Origin of the sequence: Allokutzneria oryzae (genome assembly GCF_042429765.1) — a bacterium.
Lineage (GTDB): Bacteria > Actinomycetota > Actinomycetes > Mycobacteriales > Pseudonocardiaceae > Allokutzneria > Allokutzneria oryzae.
In genome coordinates this window covers 1-18,905 of the sequence record NZ_JBHLZU010000018.1, presented here as the reverse complement: position 1 = coordinate 18,905, position 18,905 = coordinate 1, and the positions used below count along the sequence as shown (strand labels likewise).

Below are 18,905 nucleotides of genomic sequence, written 5' to 3'. Positions count from 1 at the left end.
GATGTCGGACGACCAGCTGGTGATCGCGGGCCGTGAGTTCGGGTCCCGCCTGATCATGGGGACAGGCGGCGCGAGCAGTCTCTCCGTGTTGGAGCGGGCCTTGGTCGCCTCGGGGACCGAGCTGACCACTGTCGCGATGCGCAGGATGGATGCCGAGGGTGGTACCGGGGTGCTGGAGTTGTTGCGGCGCTTGGCGATCCAGCCCCTCCCGAACACCGCGGGCTGCCGCAGCGCCGCCGAGGCCGTGCTCACGGCGCGGCTGGCGCGCGAGGCGCTGGGCACGGACTGGGTGAAGCTGGAGGTCGTCGCGGACGAGGACACCTTGCTGCCCGATCCGCACGAGCTGCTGGATGCCGCGGAAACCCTTGTGGCGGACGGGTTCTTGGTACTGCCGTACAGCAACGACGATCCAGTGCTGGCCAGCAAGCTCCAGGACGTGGGCTGCGTCGCCGTGATGCCGCTGGGATCGCCGATCGGGACCGGGCTCGGCATCCGCAACCCGCACAACATCGAGCTGATCGTCTCCAGGGCGACGGTTCCGGTCGTCCTGGACGCGGGGATCGGCACGGCCTCCGACGCCGCTTTGGCCATGGAGCTGGGCTGTGACGCCGTGCTGCTGGCCACTGCCGTGACCAGGGCTCAGCATCCGGAGCTGATGGCCGCCGCGATGCGGGCCGCGGTCGAGGCCGGCCGTCTCGCACGGCGGGCCGGACGCATTCCCCAGCGGTTCTGGGCGCATGCGTCCAGCCCGGCCCGCGAGAGCTAGACCGTCAGCACCAGCTTTCCGGTGACCCGGCCCGCTTCGCCGAGCTCGTGCGCCTTGGCGGCCTCGGCGAGCGGGAAGGTCTGCTCGACGACGACGCGCAGCTTGCCCGCCTCGATCAGCTCGACCATCGCCTGGAGCTGCGCGTGGTCCGGCTCCACCAGTACGCCGGAGGCGCGGACCTTGCGCGTGGCGGCGGCCTCGGCGAGCTCGAGGGAGACCCCGCCCGCGACCGAGACGATCAGGCCCCCCTCGCGCAGAGTGCCGACCGCGGGTTCACCAGCGAGGTGCAGGACCAGGTCGACGTCGCTGACCGTCTGGTTCACGTCGACCTCGTGGTAGTCGATCGCCTCGTCGACGCCGATGGAGCGCAGGAAGTCGTGCTTGGCCGCGCTCGCGGTGCCGATCACGTACGCGCCGTGCGCCTTGGCGAGCTGCACGGCGAGGTGACCGACGCCGCCGGCCGCCGCCTGCACCAGAACCCGATGCCCCGGCTGGAGATCCGCCACGTCGAAGAGGATCTGGTATGCGGTGAGCCCGGCCAGTGGCAGCGCCGCCGCCTCCTCGTGGCTCAGCCCGGCGGGCTTGCGGACGAAGTGCCGTGACGGCGCGGTCACGTACTCCGCGTAGGCACCCGCCCTGCGCGGAAACCACGGCATGCCAAGGACTTCGTCGCCGACCTCGAGGTGCGAGGTGCCGAAGCCGACCTCCTCGACCACACCGGAGACGTCCCAGCCCAGGACCAGCGGCGGGTCGCCGAGGAACCACGCCATGCCCGCGCCGGAGCGGGTCTTCCAGTCGACCGGGTTGATCCCCGCCGCGCGCACCCGCACCAGGACCTCGGTCGGGGCGGGCTCGGGCCGGTCGGTCTCGATGACCTCCAGGACCTCGGGCCCGCCGAACCCCCGCTGCGACACCGCCCGCATCCGTGCTGCCATGGAACCGCTCTCCTCGTGTCTCGCCGAACGTCTTCCTGGAACACGGGAAATTCTGGGAGAGTTGGTTCCCAACCGCTAGAAGGCACTTGAAGGTGGTGTAGGTACCTGATGGAAACTACCTGTGAACAGCGAGGAGTGCTGCACAGCGTCTACCTGCGCGGGTGTCCGTCCCGGGACCTGCTCGAACTGATCGCCAACAAGTGGACCGCGCTGCTCGTCGGAGCGCTGGAGGAGGGGCCGAAGCGCTTCGGAGAGCTGCGCCGCCGGGTGGAGGGGATCAGCCAGAAGGTGCTGACGCAGAACCTGCGCACCCTGGAGCGCGACGGCATGATCACCCGCACCGTGTTCCCGACGACGCCGCCGAGCGTGGAGTACGCGCTGACTCCGCTCGGCCGCACCGTCACGATGCACCTCGCCGCGATCCGGGGCTGGGCCGAGCAGCACACCGCCGAGATCTACTCGGCGCGCGCCGCATTCGACGCGCGCGCGGCCCAGTCGCCGGAGCCGGTCAGCTAGCGCGCTCCTCCCGCATCTCCCGCAGTTCAGCCCGCAGCGCCTGAACCTCGGCGAGCAGCATGTCGTTGGAGATCAGCGTCTCCTCCTGCTGCTCGCGCTCGGCGGCGACCTGGTGCTCCATCGCGCTCACACCGACCGCGATGAACAGGTTCAGCACGGTGAAGGAGGTGATCAGGATGAAGCCGACGAAGAACACCCACGCCCAGGGCTGCTGCTCCATGATCGGCCGGGCCACGTCCGACCACGCCTCGCCGGTCATCACCTGGAACAGGGTGAACAGGGACCGGCCGAGGTCGCCGAAGTACTCCGGCGAGATCTCGCCGTAGAGCTTGGTGGCCATGACGCCGCCGACGTAGATCACCAGCGACAGCAGCGCGGCGATCGACGCCATGCCGGGGATCGCGGTCAGCAGCGCCGAGACCACCCGCCGCATGCTCTTGATCATCGAGACCAGCCGCAGCGCGCGCAGGATGCGCAGCGCGCGCAGCACCGCGAACGAGCCGGAGGTCGGCAGCAGCGCGACGGCGATGATCACCGTGTCGAAGCAGTTCCACGGGTCTTTGAAGAAGCTCCCGCCGTGGGCGTAGAGCCGCAGCACCAGCTCGATGACGAAGATCGTCAACGCCAGCCGGTCCAACCCGTGCAACAGGGTGCCGTAGCCGGCTACCAGCGCGTCGGATGTCTCCAGTCCCAACGTGATCGCGTTGATGATGATCACAACGATGACGAGGTGCTGGAAACGAGGTGCGTCGACTAACCGCCGAAGGCGAGCACGCGTCATGAGCCGGGCTCCAGGTGGTGAAACGATCAACAGGGCTGGAGCGGAGCCTAATGCTTCATCAGCACAAAGTGCTCAGTTGGTGACTGACAGTACCCGTGCGTGGACCGACCGCCGACGTGCGAGCTCGAACCCGCACCGCTGGTAGATGCCGAGCGCGCCGGTCGGGTTGTTCGCGTCCACGGAGAGCGCCGCCCTGGCGAAGCCCGCCTCGCGGCTGTCCGCCAACGCTCGCGTGATCATCACTGTCGCCAGGCTGTTCCCGCGCCACGCGCGACGGACACCGATGGTGTCGTACCGGATCTCGCGCACGCCGGTCACCGCCGTGTCCGCCTCGAACTCCTTGGACAGCAAGTAGCCGACGACCTCCTCGCCGTCGAGCACGAGGTAGGACAAGGCCGGGCGGAACCAGCTGTTGCCCGTGTACCACTGCCGCCAGCTCGACGGCTCGACCTCGGAGCTGCCCCAGTGGTCGAGGAAGGCCTCGTTGTGGGCGAGCCGGACCGCGTCGTCGTAGCGCGCGTCGTACGGGACCAGCCGCAGGCCCTCGCGCGGTTGTTGCCGCGGGAGGTCGCTCCCGCCCGCGATGGCCCGCTCCATCTCGAAGAACCACCGCTGGGGCACGAAGCCCGCGGCGTCGACGAGCGCACGGAGAGCCGAGTTGTGCTCACTGCAGGCGATGCTCACCTCGCCGGGCAGGTCGGGGCGCTCCGCCTGATGGATCTCGGCCGCGCGCCTCTCTGTCCAGGCGAGCAGCTCGGTGCCGATCCCCCGGCCGCGCCAGTCCGGGTGCACGGTGCTCTCTGAAGGCACGCGGTACTTGCCATCCGGCGTGACTCGCTTGTGCAGCAACGAATACGCCACCAGCGTGTCCGCGTCGAGCACGGCGATCGTGTCGCGCTCGGAGTTCAGCTCGGGGTTCGCCCACTCCTCGCGGAGGTCGTCCTCGCTGTAGTTCTCGCCCAGCTCGTCGACGCGCTCGGACGCGGCCAGCAACGCCGCCCACCCGGGGATGTCGCTCGCCGTCATCGGCCGCCACAGCAGGTCCATGGTGGCCGAAGCTACGGACGAGCTTGTCCCGCCGCGACCGAATTTCACTTCCGGGCAGTCGGTTGTGCCGCTATATGGGTTTTGTCGACACCCGCCAGAACGTCGACACCGGGCCGACTCCCGCGCCGAGCGGGTAGGAGTGCGCCACCGCGCGCTGCACGAACCGCTTCCCGAAACGGACCGCATCCAGCACGGACGCGCCCCGTGCCAGCGCCGAGGTGATCGCCGAGGCCATGGTGTCGCCGCCGCCGTGGGTGTGCGGGGTGTCGAACCGCGCGCCGGGCAGCTCGTAGAACTCGGTGCCGTCGAAGAGCAGGTCGACGCACTCGGGGTCCTCGGTGAGGTGGCCGCTCTTGATCAGAGTCCACTGTGGACCCAATGCGTGCACGGCGCGCGCCGCGTCGGCGAGCTGGTCGCGGGTGCGCACGTCGACACCGGTGAGCAGCCGCACCTCGTCCAGGTTCGGTGTCACGAGCGTCGCCATCGGGAAGAGCTCGTCCCGCAACGCGTCCAGCGCGTCGGCGTGCAGCAGCGGGTCGCCGTGCATCGACGCCGCGACCGGGTCGACGACGAAGGGCGCCGCGGCGTCACGGCCGATCCCGGCCTGGTGGCACGCCTTGGCGACCGCCCGGATGATCGACGCCGATGCCAGCATCCCGGTCTTCGCCGCGTCCACCCCGATGTCGCTGGTGACCGCTTCGATCTGCGCGGCGACCGTCTCCGCCGGGATCTCGACGAAGCTCTTGACCCCCAAGGAGTCCTGCACGGTGACCGCCGTGACCGCGGTCATCCCGTGCACCCCGCAGGTCAGGAACGCGCGCAGGTCGGCGTGCATGCCCGCGCCGCCCGCCGAGTCCGATCCCGCGATGGACAACGCGCGCGGCGGTGTCTCCCAGGTCGCGCCCGAACACAGGGCGCGACCCGGGAGGCCGGGTTGGTTCACGGGTTCACCACTGGTAGGTACACCCTGCCGCCCTGCTCCTCGAACTCGTCCGCCTTCTCGCGCATCCCGGCCTCGATGGCCTCCACAGTGGACAAACCGTGCTCCTCTGCGTACTTGCGGACGTCCTGGGTGATCTTCATCGAGCAGAACTTGGGCCCGCACATCGAGCAGAAGTGCGCGGTCTTGGCGGGCGCGGCCGGCAGCGTCTCGTCGTGGAAGGAGCGCGCGGTGTCCGGGTCGAGCGAGAGGTTGAACTGGTCCTCCCACCGGAACTCGAAGCGCGCCCTGGACAACGCGTCGTCGCGCTGCTGCGCCTTGGGATGCCCCTTGGCCAGGTCGGCGGAGTGCGCCGCGATCTTGTAGGCGATCACGCCCGCCTTTACGTCGTCGCGGTTGGGCAGGCCGAGGTGCTCCTTCGGCGTGACGTAGCAGAGCATCGCCGTGCCGTGCCAGGCGATCTGCGCGGCTCCGATCGCGGAGGTGATGTGGTCGTAGGCGGGTGCGATGTCCGTCGCGAGCGGGCCGAGCGTGTAGAACGGCGCCTCACCGCACAGCTCCTCCTCCAGCCGGACGTTCTCGGCGATCTTGTGCATCGGCACGTGGCCGGGCCCCTCGATCATCACCTGCACGTCGTGCGCGCGGGCGATGTGGGTGAGCTCGCCGAGCGTGCGCAGCTCGGCGAACTGGGCCTCGTCGTTGGCGTCGGCGATCGAGCCGGGCCGCAGCCCGTCACCGAGGGAGAAGGTCACGTCGTAGGTGCGCAGGATCTCGCAGAGCTCCTCGAAGTGCGTGTAGAGGAAGCTCTCCCGGTGGTGCGCCAGGCACCACGCCGCCATGATCGAGCCACCCCGCGAGACGATGCCGGTGACCCGGCGCGCGGTCAGCGGCACGTACCGGAGCAGCACGCCGGCGTGCACGGTCATGTAGTCCACGCCCTGCTCGCACTGCTCGACCACGGTGTCCCGGTAGACCTCCCAGGACAGCTTCGCCGGATCGCCGTCGACCTTCTCCAGCGCCTGGTAGATCGGCACCGTGCCGACCGGCACGGGGGAGTTGCGCAGGATCCACTCGCGCGTCTCGTGGATCCGCCTGCCGGTGGACAGGTCCATGATGGTGTCAGCGCCCCACCTGGTCGCCCACACCATCTTCTCGACCTCCTCGGCGACCGAGGAGGTCACCGCGGAGTTGCCGAGATTGCCGTTGATCTTCACGAGGAACCGCTTGCCGATGATCATCGGCTCGGTCTCCGGGTGGCACCGGTTGGCCGGGATCACCGCACGGCCGATGGCCACCTCGTGCCGGACGAGGTCCACGTCGACGCCCTCGCGCGCCGCGACGTACTCCATCTCGCGGGTGACGATGCCCGCCTTGGCGTACGCCAGCTGGGAAACCGCGCCGTTGACCGGCTCGCGCGCCGCGATCCACGGCGCGCGCAGCCCGGGAAGTCCACTGTGGACGTCGATCTTCGTTTCGGGGTCGGTGTAGGGCCCCGAGGTGTCGTAGATGTCCAGGTGCTCGCCGTTGGTCAGTTCCACCCTGCGCTGCGGGATCCGCAGTCCGCCAGGGGTTTCGGTGTAAACCTTGCGCGATCCGGTGATCGGACCGGTTGTCACGGTCGGACTGACAGAGCTGTCGGCGAAAGCCGTCATGGCGAATCCTCCCTACGCCGGCATTACCCGGTACAGGTTCAGGCGGTCGGCGGCGCCGGGAGTTGTCCCAGCCGCCCTCTCAGCCCGCTTCGCCGCGAGCTCCCGCGTTCGGTGTGAAGTTGTGCTCCTCGGTGCCCGAGGCTAACCACAGCCGCGCCGCCCTGCCAGACCCGGGCCGGGTTTCCGCTGGTCGCCTCGTGGAATTCCGCCGAAACGACCAGCGGGCGCGCTCAGTGACCGAACGGGTCCTCGACCTCGCCCGGCATCCAGGACAGCCCGGGAACGCCCCAGCCGTTGCGCTTGAGCATCCGCTTGGACTCCTTGGCGTGCCTGCCGACCAGCCGGTGCAGGTACAGGAAGCCGTCCAGGTGGTCGGTCTCGTGCTGCAGGCAGCGCGCCAGGAAGCCGGTCGCCTCGACCTCCACCGGCTTGCCGTCGCCGTCGAAGCCGGTGACCTTGGCCCACCGCGCGCGGCCGGTCGGGTAGGACTCGCCGGGGGCGGACAGGCAGCCCTCCCAGTCGTCGTCCGGGTCCGGCATGGTCTCCGGGCGCTCGGAGGTCTCCAGCACGGGGTTCACCACGACGCCGCGGTGCCGCTGACCCTCGTCGTCGGGGCAGTCGTAGACGAACAGCCGCAGGTCGACGCCGATCTGGTTGGCGGCGAGGCCGACCCCGTTCGCCGCGTCCATCGTCTCGTACATGTCGTCGATGAGGGTGCGGAGCTCGTCGTCGAAGGTCTCGACGGGGCGGGTCGGGTTGTGCAGCACCGGGTCGCCCGCGATCCGGATCGCGTGAATGGCCATGCGCGAAACCCTAACGGCGTGTCTCGCCGTGACGCGCCGGGTTGTACCCGAGCCAGTGTCGGTCCCTCGTGATGTAATGGAAGTCCTGGAAATCACATCTCTGTGATTACCGCTGGCCGAGGAGATCCCGACCCTGGGGACGAGGAGCAGGATGGACGCCGAGTTGAGGGCCCAGGCCCGCGACCAGGCCACTTCCGCGCCGGGAACCGGCGGCCTCAGTGCCAGGGAGCACGAGATCCTGGCCTTCGAGCGGCAGTGGTGGAAGTACGCCGGCGCGAAGGAGCAGGCCATCCGGGAGCTGTTCGACATGTCGGCGACCCGGTACTACCAACAGCTCAACGCGCTGATCGAGAAGCCTGAGGCGCTCGCGGCCGACCCGATGCTGGTCCGCAGGCTCCGCCGGTTGCGCACCGGCCGCCAGCGAGTCCGCTCCGCCCGCCGCCTCGGCCTGGATCCACGCTGAGCACCGCGAAGAAGTGCCGCACTAGGAGGCAGCTGAGATGAGTTCGGTCGAGCCGCCAAGCGCACCCCGCCCCCTGTGGGTGGCCGGGGTCGTGGCGCTCGGGGTCGCCGCGGTCGCGCTGGCGTTCGGCGTCTTCTCCCTGTTCGGCGGGGACACGCCAACCGACCCGCTCGGTCAGCAGACGACCACGACAGCCGAACCGGCGCCGGTGACCACACCGCCTCCCGCGGTGACGACCACCCAGGCGCCGCCGGTGACCACCACGTCGCAGGCGACGACACCGTCGCCGACAACGACCCAGGCCCCGCCCACCACCAGCTCCAACAGCGGCGGCGGGGGCGGCGTCCCGGCGAAGCCGCGCACCGGCATCCGGGTCTACAACAACAGCACCATCCCCAAGCTCGCCGACCGCGCCGCCCAGGACATCCGCGAGGCGGGCTGGACGGTGGACGCGGTGGACAACTACCCGCACGGCGTCATCTACACGACGACGGTCTACTACACGCCCGGCTCCGACGAGGAGACCACGGCGCGCGGGCTGGCCAGCGAGTTCGGCATGCGCGTCGAACCCCGTTTCGACGGCATCAAGGACGCGAAGGCCGGTGTGATAGTGATCGTGACGAAGGACTACAAGCACGCCGACAGCGCCAAGTAGCCACCCACGACGTGAAGCCCGGCCCCGGACACCTCGGGGCCGGGCTTCCCCGTGTCAGGGGCGGTGCGCGGCGGCGTAGGACTCCAGGGCCGCCAGCTGCGCCGGGTCGAGGGAGGGGCGCACGGACTCGCGGGCCCGGTTCAGGTGGGCCAGGCCGACCTCCGCCGCCGCCAGCGACTCGCGCATCGCGGTCAGCGCCGCCTCCCGGATCAGCGCGGAGCAGTCCGCCGCCGAGTAGCCCTCCAGCTCCTCGGCCAGGCTCACCAGGTCCACGTCGTCGCCCAGCGGGGTGTGCTTGGCGGCCGACTTGAGGATCTCCGCGCGGGCCGCCGCGTCCGGCGGCGGCACGTAGACCAGGCGCTCCAGCCGACCCGGCCGCAGCAGCGCCGGGTCGATCAGCTCGGGCCGGTTGGTCGCGCCGACCACCACGACCTCGTTCAGCGGTTCCACGCCGTCCAGCTCGGTCAGCAGCGCGGCGACCACGCGGTCGGCGACTCCGGAGTCCGACGACTGGCCGCGGCGCGGCGCGAGCGCGTCCACCTCGTCCAGGAACAGCATCGCGGGCGCCGCCTCGGCCGCTCTGCGGAACAGCTCCCGCACCGCGCGTTCGGACTCGCCGACCCACTTGTCGAGCAGCTCCGCGCCCTTGACCGACATCACGTTGAGCTGTCCGGTCCCGGCCAGCGCGCGCACCAGGAAGGTCTTGCCGCAGCCGGGAGGGCCGTAGAGCAGCACTCCGCGTGGAGGCTGAACACCAAGGCGCGCAAAGGAGTCCGGGTACTGCAACGGCCACAGGACCGCTTCGGTCAGCGCCTGCTTCACCTCGGTCATGTCGCCGACGTCGTCCAGGGTGAGGCCGCCGGTGGACAGGTTGTCCGAAGTGGACATCGAGATCGGCCGCACCGTCTCCAGCGCGCCGAGCAGGTCCTCCTGGCCGATCCTGGGCTCGTCGGAGTCGCGCTGCCGCAACGCCGCCCGCACCGCGGCCTCACGTCGCAGCGCCACCAGGTCGGCCGCGACGAAGCCGGGAGTGCGGTCGGCGACGGCCCTGAAGTCGATGCCGTCCTCAAGGGGCGCGTCACGCAGCAGGACCCGCAACAGCTCGGTGCGCACCGGCCCGTCCGGCAACGGCAGGCTCAGCTCGCGGTCGATGATCTCGGGGCTGCGCAGCTTGGGGTGCACCGACTCCGCGGCGGCGGTCGTGGCCACGACGGCGAGCTTCGGGGTCTGGATCGCGGCGCGCAGCGCGTCGAGGACCACAGTGGACAGTGGGGGCGGGTTGTTCGCGGGCAGCAGTGCCTCCACATCGGACACCAGCAGCACACAGGCGGTACCGCTGCGAGCGGCCGAGACCGCGGCGTTGATCGCGTCGTGCGCCCGCTGCGACGCCGTCGCCGGTTCGAGCGCGGCGGCGCTGGGCGCGACCAGCTCGACGACCTCGGCCTCCACCGCGGCGGCCACCGAGCGCACCAGCGTCGCCTTGCCGACCCCGGACGGACCGGAGACCAGGACGCCGAGCCGGGACTCCGCGCCGAGCTTCGCCAGCAGCTCCGGGCGCCGGAACGCCAGGTCGAACCACTCGGTCAACCGGCGCACCGCGTCCTTGGCGCCCGCCAGGTCCGCCAGGGCGAGCGCGGGCTCGGCCTCCGCCTGCTGGGCGACCGGAGCGGGCGCGGAGGCCATCACAGCGGGAGGCAGCGCCGCGGTCCGCGCCCCGTCCCGCCAGCCGACCACGGTCGCGGGCTGCACGGCGACCACACCGGGCGGCTCGACCCCGGTGACCGTGAGCAGCTCGTTGGTCCACGTCATGCCGATCGCCAGCGACAGCTTGCGGCGCGCGGTGCTCACATCGGAGCCGGGCGGTGGCGCGAGGTCCTGCGGCAGCAGCGACACGGCGTCCCCGACGGTGAGCACCTTGCCCATCAACGCCAGCCGCAGGGTCTCCGGGGTGAGCGAGGCCGAGGCGAGCTGCGATCCCGCCACGGTCACCGACCGCGCCGTGGAGACCTCGACCGGGGCGACGACGACCTCGGAGTCCTCGGTGAGACCGAGGTTGGACATGGTGATGTCGTCGACCAGGACGACCCCGGGCGAGTGCGACCCGTCCGACGCGGCGGCCAGCGCGGCGGTCTCCCGCGTGCCGGTCAGCCGCACGGCGTCCCACGCCCGCAGTCCCAGCGCGTCGAGCACCTCGGGATGCAGCCGGACGACGCCCCGGCGGGTGTCCAATGCGGACGGGGACAACCGGATGGTCAGCGTGATCACGCCGCAGACCCTACGCCGCACCGATCGCCATTCGCGGGCTTATGGACCGCTCCGGAGCACCGAAAGAGTCCATAAGCCCGCGAATGGCCGTCAGTCGCGGCGGTCGCGGCGGAGGCCCAGGCGGCGCCAGCTGGTGCGGGACGCGGGGCCGGGGCCGGTGGTGCCGTTGCGGCGGGGGAGGCGGGGCAGGCGGATCGCCGCTCCCGCGACGCGACGGCGCAGCGGCGGGCGCAGGCCGAGGCGGCGGGTGCTGCGGGCGCCGCGACGCAGCGCCCTGCGCTCCGCGGGCTCCACGTCCCACGCCTCCGGGTGCCTGGACAGCCAGTAGTAGCGGTAGACCGCGTACGGGATGTGCGCCAGGTACAGCGCCACCACGACCGCCAGCATCAGGAACGGGTAGGTCAGCAGCGCGGCCCCGGCGATGCCGATGATCACCAGCACCGGGGCGATCGCCTTGGCAGGGATGCGCAGCTTCTTCAGCGACAGCGTGGGAATCCGGCTGATCAGCAGCATCGCCACCAGCAGGGTCCACACCAGCAGCACCGGCTTGGTCGACCACCAGCCCTCACCGGCGCCCAGCGTCACCACCAGCGGCAGCAACGCCAGGACCGCCCCCGCGGGCGCGGGGACGCCGACGAAGAACTCCTTGGTGAAGGAGGGCTGCTCGGTGTCGTCGAGCAGGGTGTTGAAGCGGGCCAGCCGCAGCACCATGCACACCGCGAACACCAGCGCGACCAGCCAGCCGGTGCGCTCCCCGTCCCAGCCCCAGATGAACAGCACGATGGCGGGGACGACGCCGAAGGAGATGCCGTCGCACAGCGAGTCCAGCTCGGCGCCGATCTTGCTGGTCGCGTCGAGCATCCGCGCCAGCCTGCCGTCGAGGCCGTCGAGCACCGCGGCGACGCCGATCGCCAGCACCGCGGCGCTGTACTCCTTGTTCAGCGCGAACTGGATCGCCGAGAGTCCCGAGCACAGCGCGAGGATGGTGATCGCGTTGGGCAGCAGCCGCACCCCCGGCGCGGTGCGTGCGTCCACTTAGGACTCCGCTCCTGGCAGCCGGCCGAGCACGGTCTCGCCGCCGATCGTCTTCTGGCCGGGCTCGACCAGCACCTCGCTGCCCTTCGGCAGGTAGACGTCGACCCGGGAGCCGAAGCGGATCAGGCCGTAGGTGGCGCCCGCGGCGGCCTGCTGGCCCTCCTCGACGAAGCAGACGATCCTGCGGGCGATCAGCCCGGCGATCTGCACGACCGCGATCTGGTGCCCGTCCCCGGTCCGCAGCAGCAGGCTGTTGCGCTCGTTGTCCTCGCTGGCCTTGTCCAGGTCAGCGGAGAGGAACTTGCCGGGGCGGTAGGAGATCCTGCTGACCTCACCGGTGGCGGGCATCCGCTGCACGTGCACGTCGAAGATCGACAGGAACACGCTGACCCTGGGCACCGGCTCCGAGCCGAGGCCGAGCTCGGCGGGCGGGACGGCGGGGCCCACCGTGGAGACCGTGCCGTCGGCAGCGGAGACCACCAGGCCGGGCCGGGTCGGGGTGACCCGCTTGGGCTCCCGGAAGAACCAGGCGCACCAGGCGGTCACGACCATGCCGATCACACCGGCACGGCGGGAGAACCGCCTGATCAGGAATGTGGCGACGGCCGCGCCCAACACGAACGGCCGGCCGGCGGGGTGCATGGGGGGAACCGTGCTGCGGGCGAGTTCGACAAGGTGTGCGAGCGGGCCCGAACGTTCTTCCGCGGTCATCGTCAGGTGATCCGTGATCCTCGGCCGTGAAGAGAGCTGAATGGACTCTTCACCGTACGCCAGCGGCCCGCCCGGCTCACCTGCGGGACTGCACCAGCCGGACGATCATGAGCAGCAGGATCGAGCCCAGCGCGGCGACGCCGAAGCTGCCGAAGCTGAACTCGAAGTCCCACCGCTCCCCGGTCAGCAGCTTGTAGACCAGGCCGCCCAGCGCCGCGCCGACGATCCCGACGACGATGCTGAACAGGCAGCCGAGCGGGCGCCGGTCACGCCCGCCGACGACGAGGTTGGCCGCCCAGCCCGCGAGCGCGCCGAAGATGATCCACGAGAGGAAGCTCACGCCGTCAGCCTACGGGCGCGGGACCCGCCTGTGGGGCCACGCCGCCCCGCGCCGCGAAGGACTGCTGGACGAAGCCGGTGAGGCACTCGAACGCCTCGTCGGTGGCGCCCCGCAGCTCGACCTGGCTGCCGTCGGCGAGGACCAGGTTGAGCCGGCCGCCGCCGCTGAGGAACTTCTTGTCCGTGGCGTTGACGATCTGCTCCGCGCCGATCCACCGCGCGTTGGGCAGCCCGCGGTTCTCGCTCGCGGACGCCTCGACCAGCGGGGTCAGCCGCTTGCGCCGGATGCCAGCGCCGACGCCGATCCGGTCGCCGGACTGCTCCTTGAGCACGGTCCCGAACGGCAGCCGGAGCAGCAGCAGCCCGGTGTCGTAGGCCAGCAGGTCGTGCCAGGTGTTGCGCCCGATGGTCACCTGCGTGCCGAAGACGTGGGTGAGCTGCGGCTCACCGCTGATCTTCGGGTCGTCCGCGCTCGGCCAGCGCACGTACCCGAACGGGACGCCGAGGGCGGTGAGCCGCTCCCACAGCTCGCCGACCTTGGCCGGGTCGTGCGCCGCGGGCGCGACCAGCTGCTCGGCGTCGAGCTCCGAGCCGTCGTCCAGCCGCAGCACCCAGCCACCGCCCCAGTTCAGCTCGTGCCGCGCCCTGCCCTCGGCCAGCAGCGCCGCCACCACCACGTCGGCGAGCAGCTCGGTGGCCACCGAGCGGGCGGCCCTCGGCACCTCCTCGAAGGGGATGGTCGGCTTCAGCAGCGGCTTGACCAGCTGCTCGACCTGGCCCCGGCCCAGGGCCTTGAGGATGTCGCCGAGCACACCGCGCGGCGCGACCTGGCTGTCCGCCGCGGCCTTGGCCAGCATCGCCGCGCCCCGCTCCGCCGACCGGGCCCCGGCGAGCCGGACGATCTCCGGCCACTGCGCGCGGGGGCCGAGGCCGTCCACCAGCAGGGCGCCCTCCACGAGGGGGACGCTGTTCTGCGGGTCGTGCAGCAGCGACCACGCGGGCCGGTCGTCGCCGGGCGCCGGGCGGTCGGCGAGGCGGGTGATCGTCGAGATCCGCTGGCGGATCGGCGGGTGGCTGTCGAACAGCGAGGTGGACTCGGCGTCCAGCAGCTGCTCCTCGGCCTGGGCGACCCACTCCTTCTGGTTGGGGTGCAACAGGAACGCGCGATAGCCCAGCAACAGGTCCGGCGTGCGGCCCGCCATCCCGGCGAGGGAGACGTAGCGCTGCGAGAAGGCGTCCCAGGTGTGGCTGAGCGTCGGCAGCTTGCGCAGCGCGGCGATCGCGACTGCCTGCCCGGAGGTCCGCACCATCGCCCGGTCCGCCTCGAGCTCCTGCTGCCGGTTGGCCGAGCTCGCGACGAGCATGTAGAGCTTCGCGTAGTTGGTGAGCAGGAAGCGGGCCGGCCCGCCGTCCAGCCGGGCAACGGTCCGCTGCAGCGTCTCGGTGCCGCGGTAGGTGACCGCGAGCATCCGGGTGTGGCCGCCGCTGTAGTGACCGAGCTCATGCGCCAGCACCGCGCGCAGCTCGTCGACGCTCATCCCGGCGAGCAACGGGAGGCCGATCATCATGTACCGCCTGCCCGCGCGCAGCCCGAGCATCCTGGAGTCCTCGGAGACCGCCGCGTTGACGTCCGGGATCAGGATGATCTCGTCGGGGGAGCGGGTCTGCACCTGTGCGGAGAGCTCGTCGACGCACGCCCACAGCTGGGGCTGCTCCTGCCTGCTCAGCCGCGGTCCCTGCGGTGGTTCCACCCGGGTCCGCAACGCGCTGACCAGCGCGATCCCGAAGGTGATCAGCACGCCGACGCTGGCGACGAGCAGGTAGGCCAACGCCCGGCCGCTGGCCGAGAACGCCAGCACGATCCCGCCGACCCCGATCCCGACCACCAGGAACGGGAAGGCGATCAACAGCGCGATGGCGACGAAGGCTCGGAAAGATCGCACGGTGTTTCCTCCGCGGTGACGACTCCGCTCTCCCCCCTTGCGGAGAGCAGCGCGAGAGTCTGCGGTGCGGCGGCGGGATTGGCAAGTTCTGCGCGCGGTGGCCACAACGCCGGCTCAGCCGGCTGGAAGATCAACGCGTCAGCAGCACCGTGACCTCGGCTCCCGCCTTGAGATCGGTCTCGTCCTCGGTGATCTCCATCAAACAGTTCGAAGCCGACAGCGCGGAGAGCAGGTGCGAGCCGGGGCCGCCGACGACCGACACCGTGTTCGCGTCCGCGTCGTGGAACCCGCGCCGGTACTGCCGCTTGCCGAGCGCCGAGCGCAGCGGCTCGGTGAGCCGCGCCCGCCGGGTGGGCCTGCCGGGGTCGGCATCCCCGGCCGCCGCGCGCAACGCCGGTCTCACGAACACCTCGAAGGACACCAGCGAGCTGACCGGGTTGCCGGGCAACGTGATCACCGGTGTGCCCTCGTAGGTTCCGGCCCCCTGCGGCATTCCCGGCTGCATCGCGACCTTGACGAAGTCGACGCCGCGGCCGGAGAACGCGTCCTTGACCACCTCGTAGGCGCCCGCGCTCACCCCGCCCGAGGTGAGCACCAAGTCCACAGTGGACAGATGAGGGGCGAGCGCCGCGTGGAACTGCTCGACGTCGTCGGGGACGAAGCGCAACAGGCGTGCCGAGCAGCCGGCCTGCTCGACGGCGGCCGCGAGCATCACCCCGTTGGACTCGTAGATCTGCCCGTGCCGCAGAGGTTTCCCGGGCTCGACCAGTTCCGAGCCGGTGGACAGCACCAGCACACTCGGCTTCCGGTGCACGGGCAGCTCGCCCGCCCCGACGGCCGCGGCGAGCCCGAGCTCGGGCGCGCCGAGGCGGGTTCCCGCGGTGAGCACCGTCGCGCCCGCGCGCACGTCCTCACCGGCGCGGCGGATGTGGGCGCCCGCCTCCCTGGCCTGGCGCACCGCGACCCGCTCGACGCCGCCGTCGGTGAGCTCCACCTGCACGACCGCGTCGGCTCCCGGCGGAACCGGCGCGCCCGTCATGATCCGGTGCGCCGTGCCGGGAACCAGGGCCGGTGAGTCGGTGCGCCCGGCGGGCACGTCCTCGGCGACCGGAAGCACCACCGGCGCGTCCTCGCTCGCCGTCGCGATGTCCGCGGCCAGCACGGCGTACCCGTCCATCGCGGAGTTGTCGAACGGCGGCAGGCTGATCGCAGCGCGCAGGTCCTCGGCGAGCACGAGTCCGAGGCAGTCGGTGAGCGGGCGGGACTCCACCTGCGTCCTGGCGATCAGCGCGGCGACAGCGGCGCGGTGCTCGGCGACCGGGCGCAGGGTGGTCGATGGCATGTTCGGCACCAGCCCATCCTGCCGTGTCAGACTGCTCGACGCGCTTGCGGCGGTCGTCGTACGGAGGTCTTCATGCAGGTCCGGACCAGGCACACGCCGAACTTCGGGGTGGCGAGGCTGATCCTGGCCCCCAGCGAGCCGGTGCGGTCGGAGCCCGGCTCGATGGTGGCGACGAGCTACGGCGTCGCGGTGGAACAGCGGGCATCGGCCGCGCTGCTGAAGTCGCTGACCAAGGCGGGCTGGGGTGCCGACCCGGTGCCGTCGGCCACCTACACCGCGCCGCCGCAGGGCGGATGGGTGGACGTCGCCCCGCACCTGCCGGGCGACCTGCACGTGGTCGACCTGACCGGAGCGGCGGGCGGTGGCTGGTGCGTCGCCCGCTCCCGGTGGCTGGCCTCCGCCGCGACGGTGCTGCTGGACAACGCCTGGCCGGGCTTCCGGTCGCTGTTCGGCGCGGACAGCGGGTTCCTCGTGCACGTCGGCGGACAGGGGCCGCTGGTGCTGTCGTGCTTCGGCGCGCTCGACGTGATCACCTTGCAGGCGGGCGAGCTGGTGACCGTCGACTCGGGACACCTGGTCGGCTACTCCGATGGCGTGCAGGCGCGGCTGCGCGCGCTGTCCCAGAGCGGCCCGCAGTCGATCAAGACCGGCGAGGGGCTGGTCTTCGACTTCGCCGGACCCGGCGAGGTGCTGACGCAGACCAGGAACCCGAGGACGCTCGCGTCCTCACTGCACTCGGCGGGCGGCGGTTCTCGTCTGTAGCAAAGGAATCCGCGTTCTGGAAGCCTCGATTTCGTAGGGGACTTCTGTGCCGTGCTCGGGTAGCGTTGACCGCGCTTCATCGGATGCGGCAAGGAGGATCCGTGGCTCAGGGCACGGTCAAGTGGTTCAACTCGGAAAAGGGCTACGGCTTCATCGCCACCGACGGTGGGCCCGACGTCTTCGTGCACTACTCCGCCATCGAGATGGACGGGTTCCGCACCCTCGCCGAGGGTGACCGGGTCGAGTTCGAGGTGCAGGACGGCGGGGACGGCCGCAAGCAGGCGGCCTCGGTCCGCAAGGCCTGAGCGCCAGCCGAGCCGGTGTTTCCGCCACGACTTGTGGGGGTTACTCCTTCCCTCCGGCGCGACAAGCCCTAAGCTGCTCGTTTGTGTCGGAGGACCTCACCGGACGCCGTCTTGGTCACTACCGCATCGACGGTGTGATCGGCCACGGCGGTATGAGCGTCATGTACCGCGCCACCGACGTCCGGTTGGGCAGAAAGGTCGCGCTGAAGGTGATCGCCGATCACCTCACGGTCGATGCCGAGTTCCGTGAACGGTTCGTCGACGAGGCGCGCAACACCTCGGCGATCGACCACTCGCACGTGGTGCCGCTCTACGACTTCGGCGAGGTCGACGGGCTGCTCTACATCGCGATGCGGTTCGTCGACGGCTCGGACCTGGCCAGCCTGATCAAGGACGGCCCGATCTCCCCGGAGCGCACGCTGCGGCTGATCGGCCAGGTCGCCGACGCGCTGGACATGCTGCACGGCAGGGGCCTGGTGCACCTGGACATCAAGCCGGCCAACATGCTCGTCACTCAGCACGAGTCCGCGAGCGAGCACGTCTACCTCGCCGACTTCGGGCTCACCAGGCGCGGCGCGACCGGCCACCGCACCAGGGGCGGCGACTTCCTCGGCTCGCCGACCTACGCCGCCCCCGAGCACCTGCGCGGTGAGCCGGTCGACCCGCGCACGGACGCGTACTCGCTGGCGTGCGTGCTCTTCGCCTGCCTCACCGGCCGCCCGCCGTTCCAGGGCAAGGTGCCCGAGGTGATCCAGGGGCACCTCGGCGGAGAGGTGCCCGCGGTCAGCTCGCTGGTGACGCTGCCGCCGTCGATCGACGAGGTCATCCGCAGGGGCATGGCCAAGGAGCCCGCCAAGCGCTACGCGAACTGCCGCGAACTGGTGGCCGCCGCGACCGCGGCGCTGGCGAACCTGCCCCAGCCGACCGTGCCGCCCACGCGGCGCCCGCCAGCGCAGAAGGCCGCCGCCGCGCCGCCCCCGCCGCCCAAGCCGCAGCAGCCCGCGCCGCAGGGCCTGGTCAGCAGGCCGCAGATGCCGCACCAGGGCTATCACCAGCAGCCGCAGCCGCAGCAGCAGCCACCGCACCAGCAGCCGCAGCAGGTGCAGCAGCCGCCGCGCCCGCTGCCCCAGCCCGCCTACCAGGCCCCGCCGTCGAGCGGGGAGCCGATGCGGCTGCGCCCGCCGATGCCCGCTGGAACGACCGCCTTCGGCAAGAGCAGCGACAGCGGCCTGGCGCGCTGGGTCATCCCGGTGCTCGCGGTGGTGGCCGTCGCCGTGGTCGTCCTTGTGGTTGTGCTCATCGTCAACGGCGGTGGCGGCGAACCGGAAAACCCGGTGCAGCCAGGCACGACGACCTCGCGCGGGCTCCCAACGAAGGTGCCGACGGTCACCCGCTGAGCTTGCACTCACCCCCGTCGAGTGCTAAACCTGGGCTTAGCACTCGCTACCGGTGAGTGCTAAGAGGTCGGGACGGTGAGTCCGGTGATCGCCGGGCGTCCGTCGCGGGCACCGAGCCTGGCCGAGCATCGTGTCATCCATGCACCGGAGGACTACGCCGCAATGGCCAAGATGATCGCGTTCGACGAGGAAGCCCGTCGCGGTCTCGAGCGGGGCATGAACACCCTCGCCGACGCCGTCAAGGTGAC

19 protein-coding genes and 1 riboswitch are annotated in these 18,905 nt (G+C 71.2%); of the genes, 7 read left to right on the top strand and 12 right to left on the bottom strand.

Going from position 1 to position 18,905, the window contains the following annotated elements:
* The first annotated feature begins 1 nt into the window (after position 1).
* On the top strand, positions 2-766 hold the full coding sequence (locus ACFFQA_RS19195) for a thiazole synthase (RefSeq protein WP_377853757.1): 765 nt from the start codon (positions 2-4) through the stop codon (positions 764-766).
* Here the strand turns inward: ACFFQA_RS19195 and ACFFQA_RS19190 are convergent.
* On the bottom strand, positions 763-1,689 hold the full coding sequence (locus ACFFQA_RS19190) for an NADP-dependent oxidoreductase (RefSeq protein ID WP_377855892.1): 927 nt from the start codon (positions 1,687-1,689) through the stop codon (positions 763-765). The two genes, ACFFQA_RS19195 and ACFFQA_RS19190, sit on opposite strands and share 4 nt — an antisense overlap.
* A 120-nt stretch (positions 1,690-1,809) precedes the next feature.
* Here ACFFQA_RS19190 and ACFFQA_RS19185 point away from each other — a divergent pair, with 120 nt between their 5' ends.
* A complete protein-coding gene (locus ACFFQA_RS19185) occupies positions 1,810-2,217 on the top strand; it encodes a winged helix-turn-helix transcriptional regulator (protein ID WP_377853754.1) in 408 nt (135 codons plus the stop codon).
* Here ACFFQA_RS19185 and ACFFQA_RS19180 read toward each other — a convergent pair.
* From ACFFQA_RS19180 to ACFFQA_RS19160, 5 genes are all read right to left on the bottom strand, one after another.
* The gene (locus ACFFQA_RS19180) at positions 2,210-2,998 is read right to left on the bottom strand and encodes an ion transporter (RefSeq protein ID WP_377853751.1); all 789 of its coding nucleotides are present in this window, start codon (positions 2,996-2,998) and stop codon (positions 2,210-2,212) included. The genes ACFFQA_RS19185 and ACFFQA_RS19180 overlap by 8 nt on opposite strands.
* Positions 2,999-3,070: 72 nt before the next feature.
* Positions 3,071-4,045 (bottom strand): GNAT family N-acetyltransferase, encoded by a 975-nt coding sequence (locus ACFFQA_RS19175; RefSeq protein ID WP_377853748.1) that lies wholly within the window; start codon positions 4,043-4,045, stop codon positions 3,071-3,073.
* 70 nt (positions 4,046-4,115) lie between these two features.
* Entirely contained in the window at positions 4,116-4,988 is an 873-nt protein-coding gene (gene thiD, locus ACFFQA_RS19170; RefSeq protein WP_377853745.1) for a bifunctional hydroxymethylpyrimidine kinase/phosphomethylpyrimidine kinase, read from the bottom strand.
* Positions 4,985-6,637, bottom strand: a complete 1,653-nt coding sequence (gene thiC, locus ACFFQA_RS19165) for a phosphomethylpyrimidine synthase ThiC (protein ID WP_377853742.1) — start codon at positions 6,635-6,637, stop codon at positions 4,985-4,987. The genes thiD and thiC overlap by 4 nt, the downstream gene beginning before the upstream one ends.
* A riboswitch (TPP riboswitch) is annotated at positions 6,628-6,753 on the bottom strand. (Overlaps the previous gene by 10 nt.)
* A gap of 114 nt (positions 6,754-6,867) precedes the next feature.
* On the bottom strand, positions 6,868-7,440 hold the full coding sequence (locus ACFFQA_RS19160) for a peptide deformylase (protein ID WP_377853739.1): 573 nt from the start codon (positions 7,438-7,440) through the stop codon (positions 6,868-6,870).
* A gap of 151 nt (positions 7,441-7,591) precedes the next feature.
* On the opposite strand from ACFFQA_RS19160, the gene napA reads away from it, so the two are divergent.
* Positions 7,592-7,903 carry a nucleoid-associated protein NapA gene (gene napA, locus ACFFQA_RS19155; RefSeq protein WP_377853737.1) on the top strand — a complete coding sequence of 104 codons (312 nt, stop codon included), beginning with the start codon at positions 7,592-7,594 and terminating at the stop codon, positions 7,901-7,903.
* Between the two features lie 37 nt (positions 7,904-7,940).
* On the top strand, positions 7,941-8,558 hold the full coding sequence (locus ACFFQA_RS19150; RefSeq protein WP_377853734.1) for a LytR C-terminal domain-containing protein: 618 nt from the start codon (positions 7,941-7,943) through the stop codon (positions 8,556-8,558).
* 54 nt (positions 8,559-8,612) lie between these two features.
* Here ACFFQA_RS19150 and ACFFQA_RS19145 read toward each other — a convergent pair whose 3' ends face one another.
* The 6 genes from ACFFQA_RS19145 to moeA form a co-directional block, all read right to left on the bottom strand.
* Complete coding sequence (locus ACFFQA_RS19145; RefSeq protein ID WP_377853731.1) at positions 8,613-10,823, bottom strand: AAA family ATPase; 2,211 nt, start codon at positions 10,821-10,823, stop codon at positions 8,613-8,615.
* 90 nt (positions 10,824-10,913) lie between these two features.
* Complete coding sequence (gene pssA, locus ACFFQA_RS19140) at positions 10,914-11,858, bottom strand: CDP-diacylglycerol--serine O-phosphatidyltransferase (protein WP_377853728.1); 945 nt, start codon at positions 11,856-11,858, stop codon at positions 10,914-10,916.
* The gene (locus ACFFQA_RS19135; protein ID WP_377853725.1) at positions 11,859-12,569 is read right to left on the bottom strand and encodes a phosphatidylserine decarboxylase; all 711 of its coding nucleotides are present in this window, start codon (positions 12,567-12,569) and stop codon (positions 11,859-11,861) included. It abuts the gene before it with no gap.
* A gap of 76 nt (positions 12,570-12,645) precedes the next feature.
* The gene (locus ACFFQA_RS19130) at positions 12,646-12,909 is read right to left on the bottom strand and encodes a GlsB/YeaQ/YmgE family stress response membrane protein (RefSeq protein WP_377853722.1); all 264 of its coding nucleotides are present in this window, start codon (positions 12,907-12,909) and stop codon (positions 12,646-12,648) included.
* 4 nt (positions 12,910-12,913) lie between these two features.
* Positions 12,914-14,851 carry a M48 family metallopeptidase gene (locus tag ACFFQA_RS19125; protein WP_377853720.1) on the bottom strand — a complete coding sequence of 646 codons (1,938 nt, stop codon included), beginning with the start codon at positions 14,849-14,851 and terminating at the stop codon, positions 12,914-12,916.
* Between the two features lie 130 nt (positions 14,852-14,981).
* Positions 14,982-16,193, bottom strand: coding sequence for a molybdopterin molybdotransferase MoeA (moeA, locus tag ACFFQA_RS19120; protein ID WP_377853717.1), 1,212 nt, complete (start codon positions 16,191-16,193; stop codon positions 14,982-14,984).
* Positions 16,194-16,265: 72 nt separating this feature from the next.
* Here moeA and ACFFQA_RS19115 point away from each other — a divergent pair, with 72 nt between their 5' ends.
* The 3 genes from ACFFQA_RS19115 to ACFFQA_RS19105 all read left to right on the top strand — a co-directional run bounded on the left by ACFFQA_RS19115 (position 16,266) and on the right by ACFFQA_RS19105 (position 18,657).
* Complete coding sequence (locus ACFFQA_RS19115) at positions 16,266-16,955, top strand: TIGR00266 family protein (RefSeq protein WP_377853714.1); 690 nt, start codon at positions 16,266-16,268, stop codon at positions 16,953-16,955.
* Between the two features lie 101 nt (positions 16,956-17,056).
* A complete protein-coding gene (locus ACFFQA_RS19110) occupies positions 17,057-17,260 on the top strand; it encodes a cold-shock protein (protein WP_377853711.1) in 204 nt (67 codons plus the stop codon).
* A gap of 83 nt (positions 17,261-17,343) precedes the next feature.
* Positions 17,344-18,657: a serine/threonine-protein kinase gene (locus ACFFQA_RS19105; RefSeq protein ID WP_377853708.1), complete on the top strand. Its 1,314-nt coding sequence runs from the start codon at positions 17,344-17,346 to the stop codon at positions 18,655-18,657.
* Positions 18,658-18,905 lie beyond the last annotated feature (248 nt).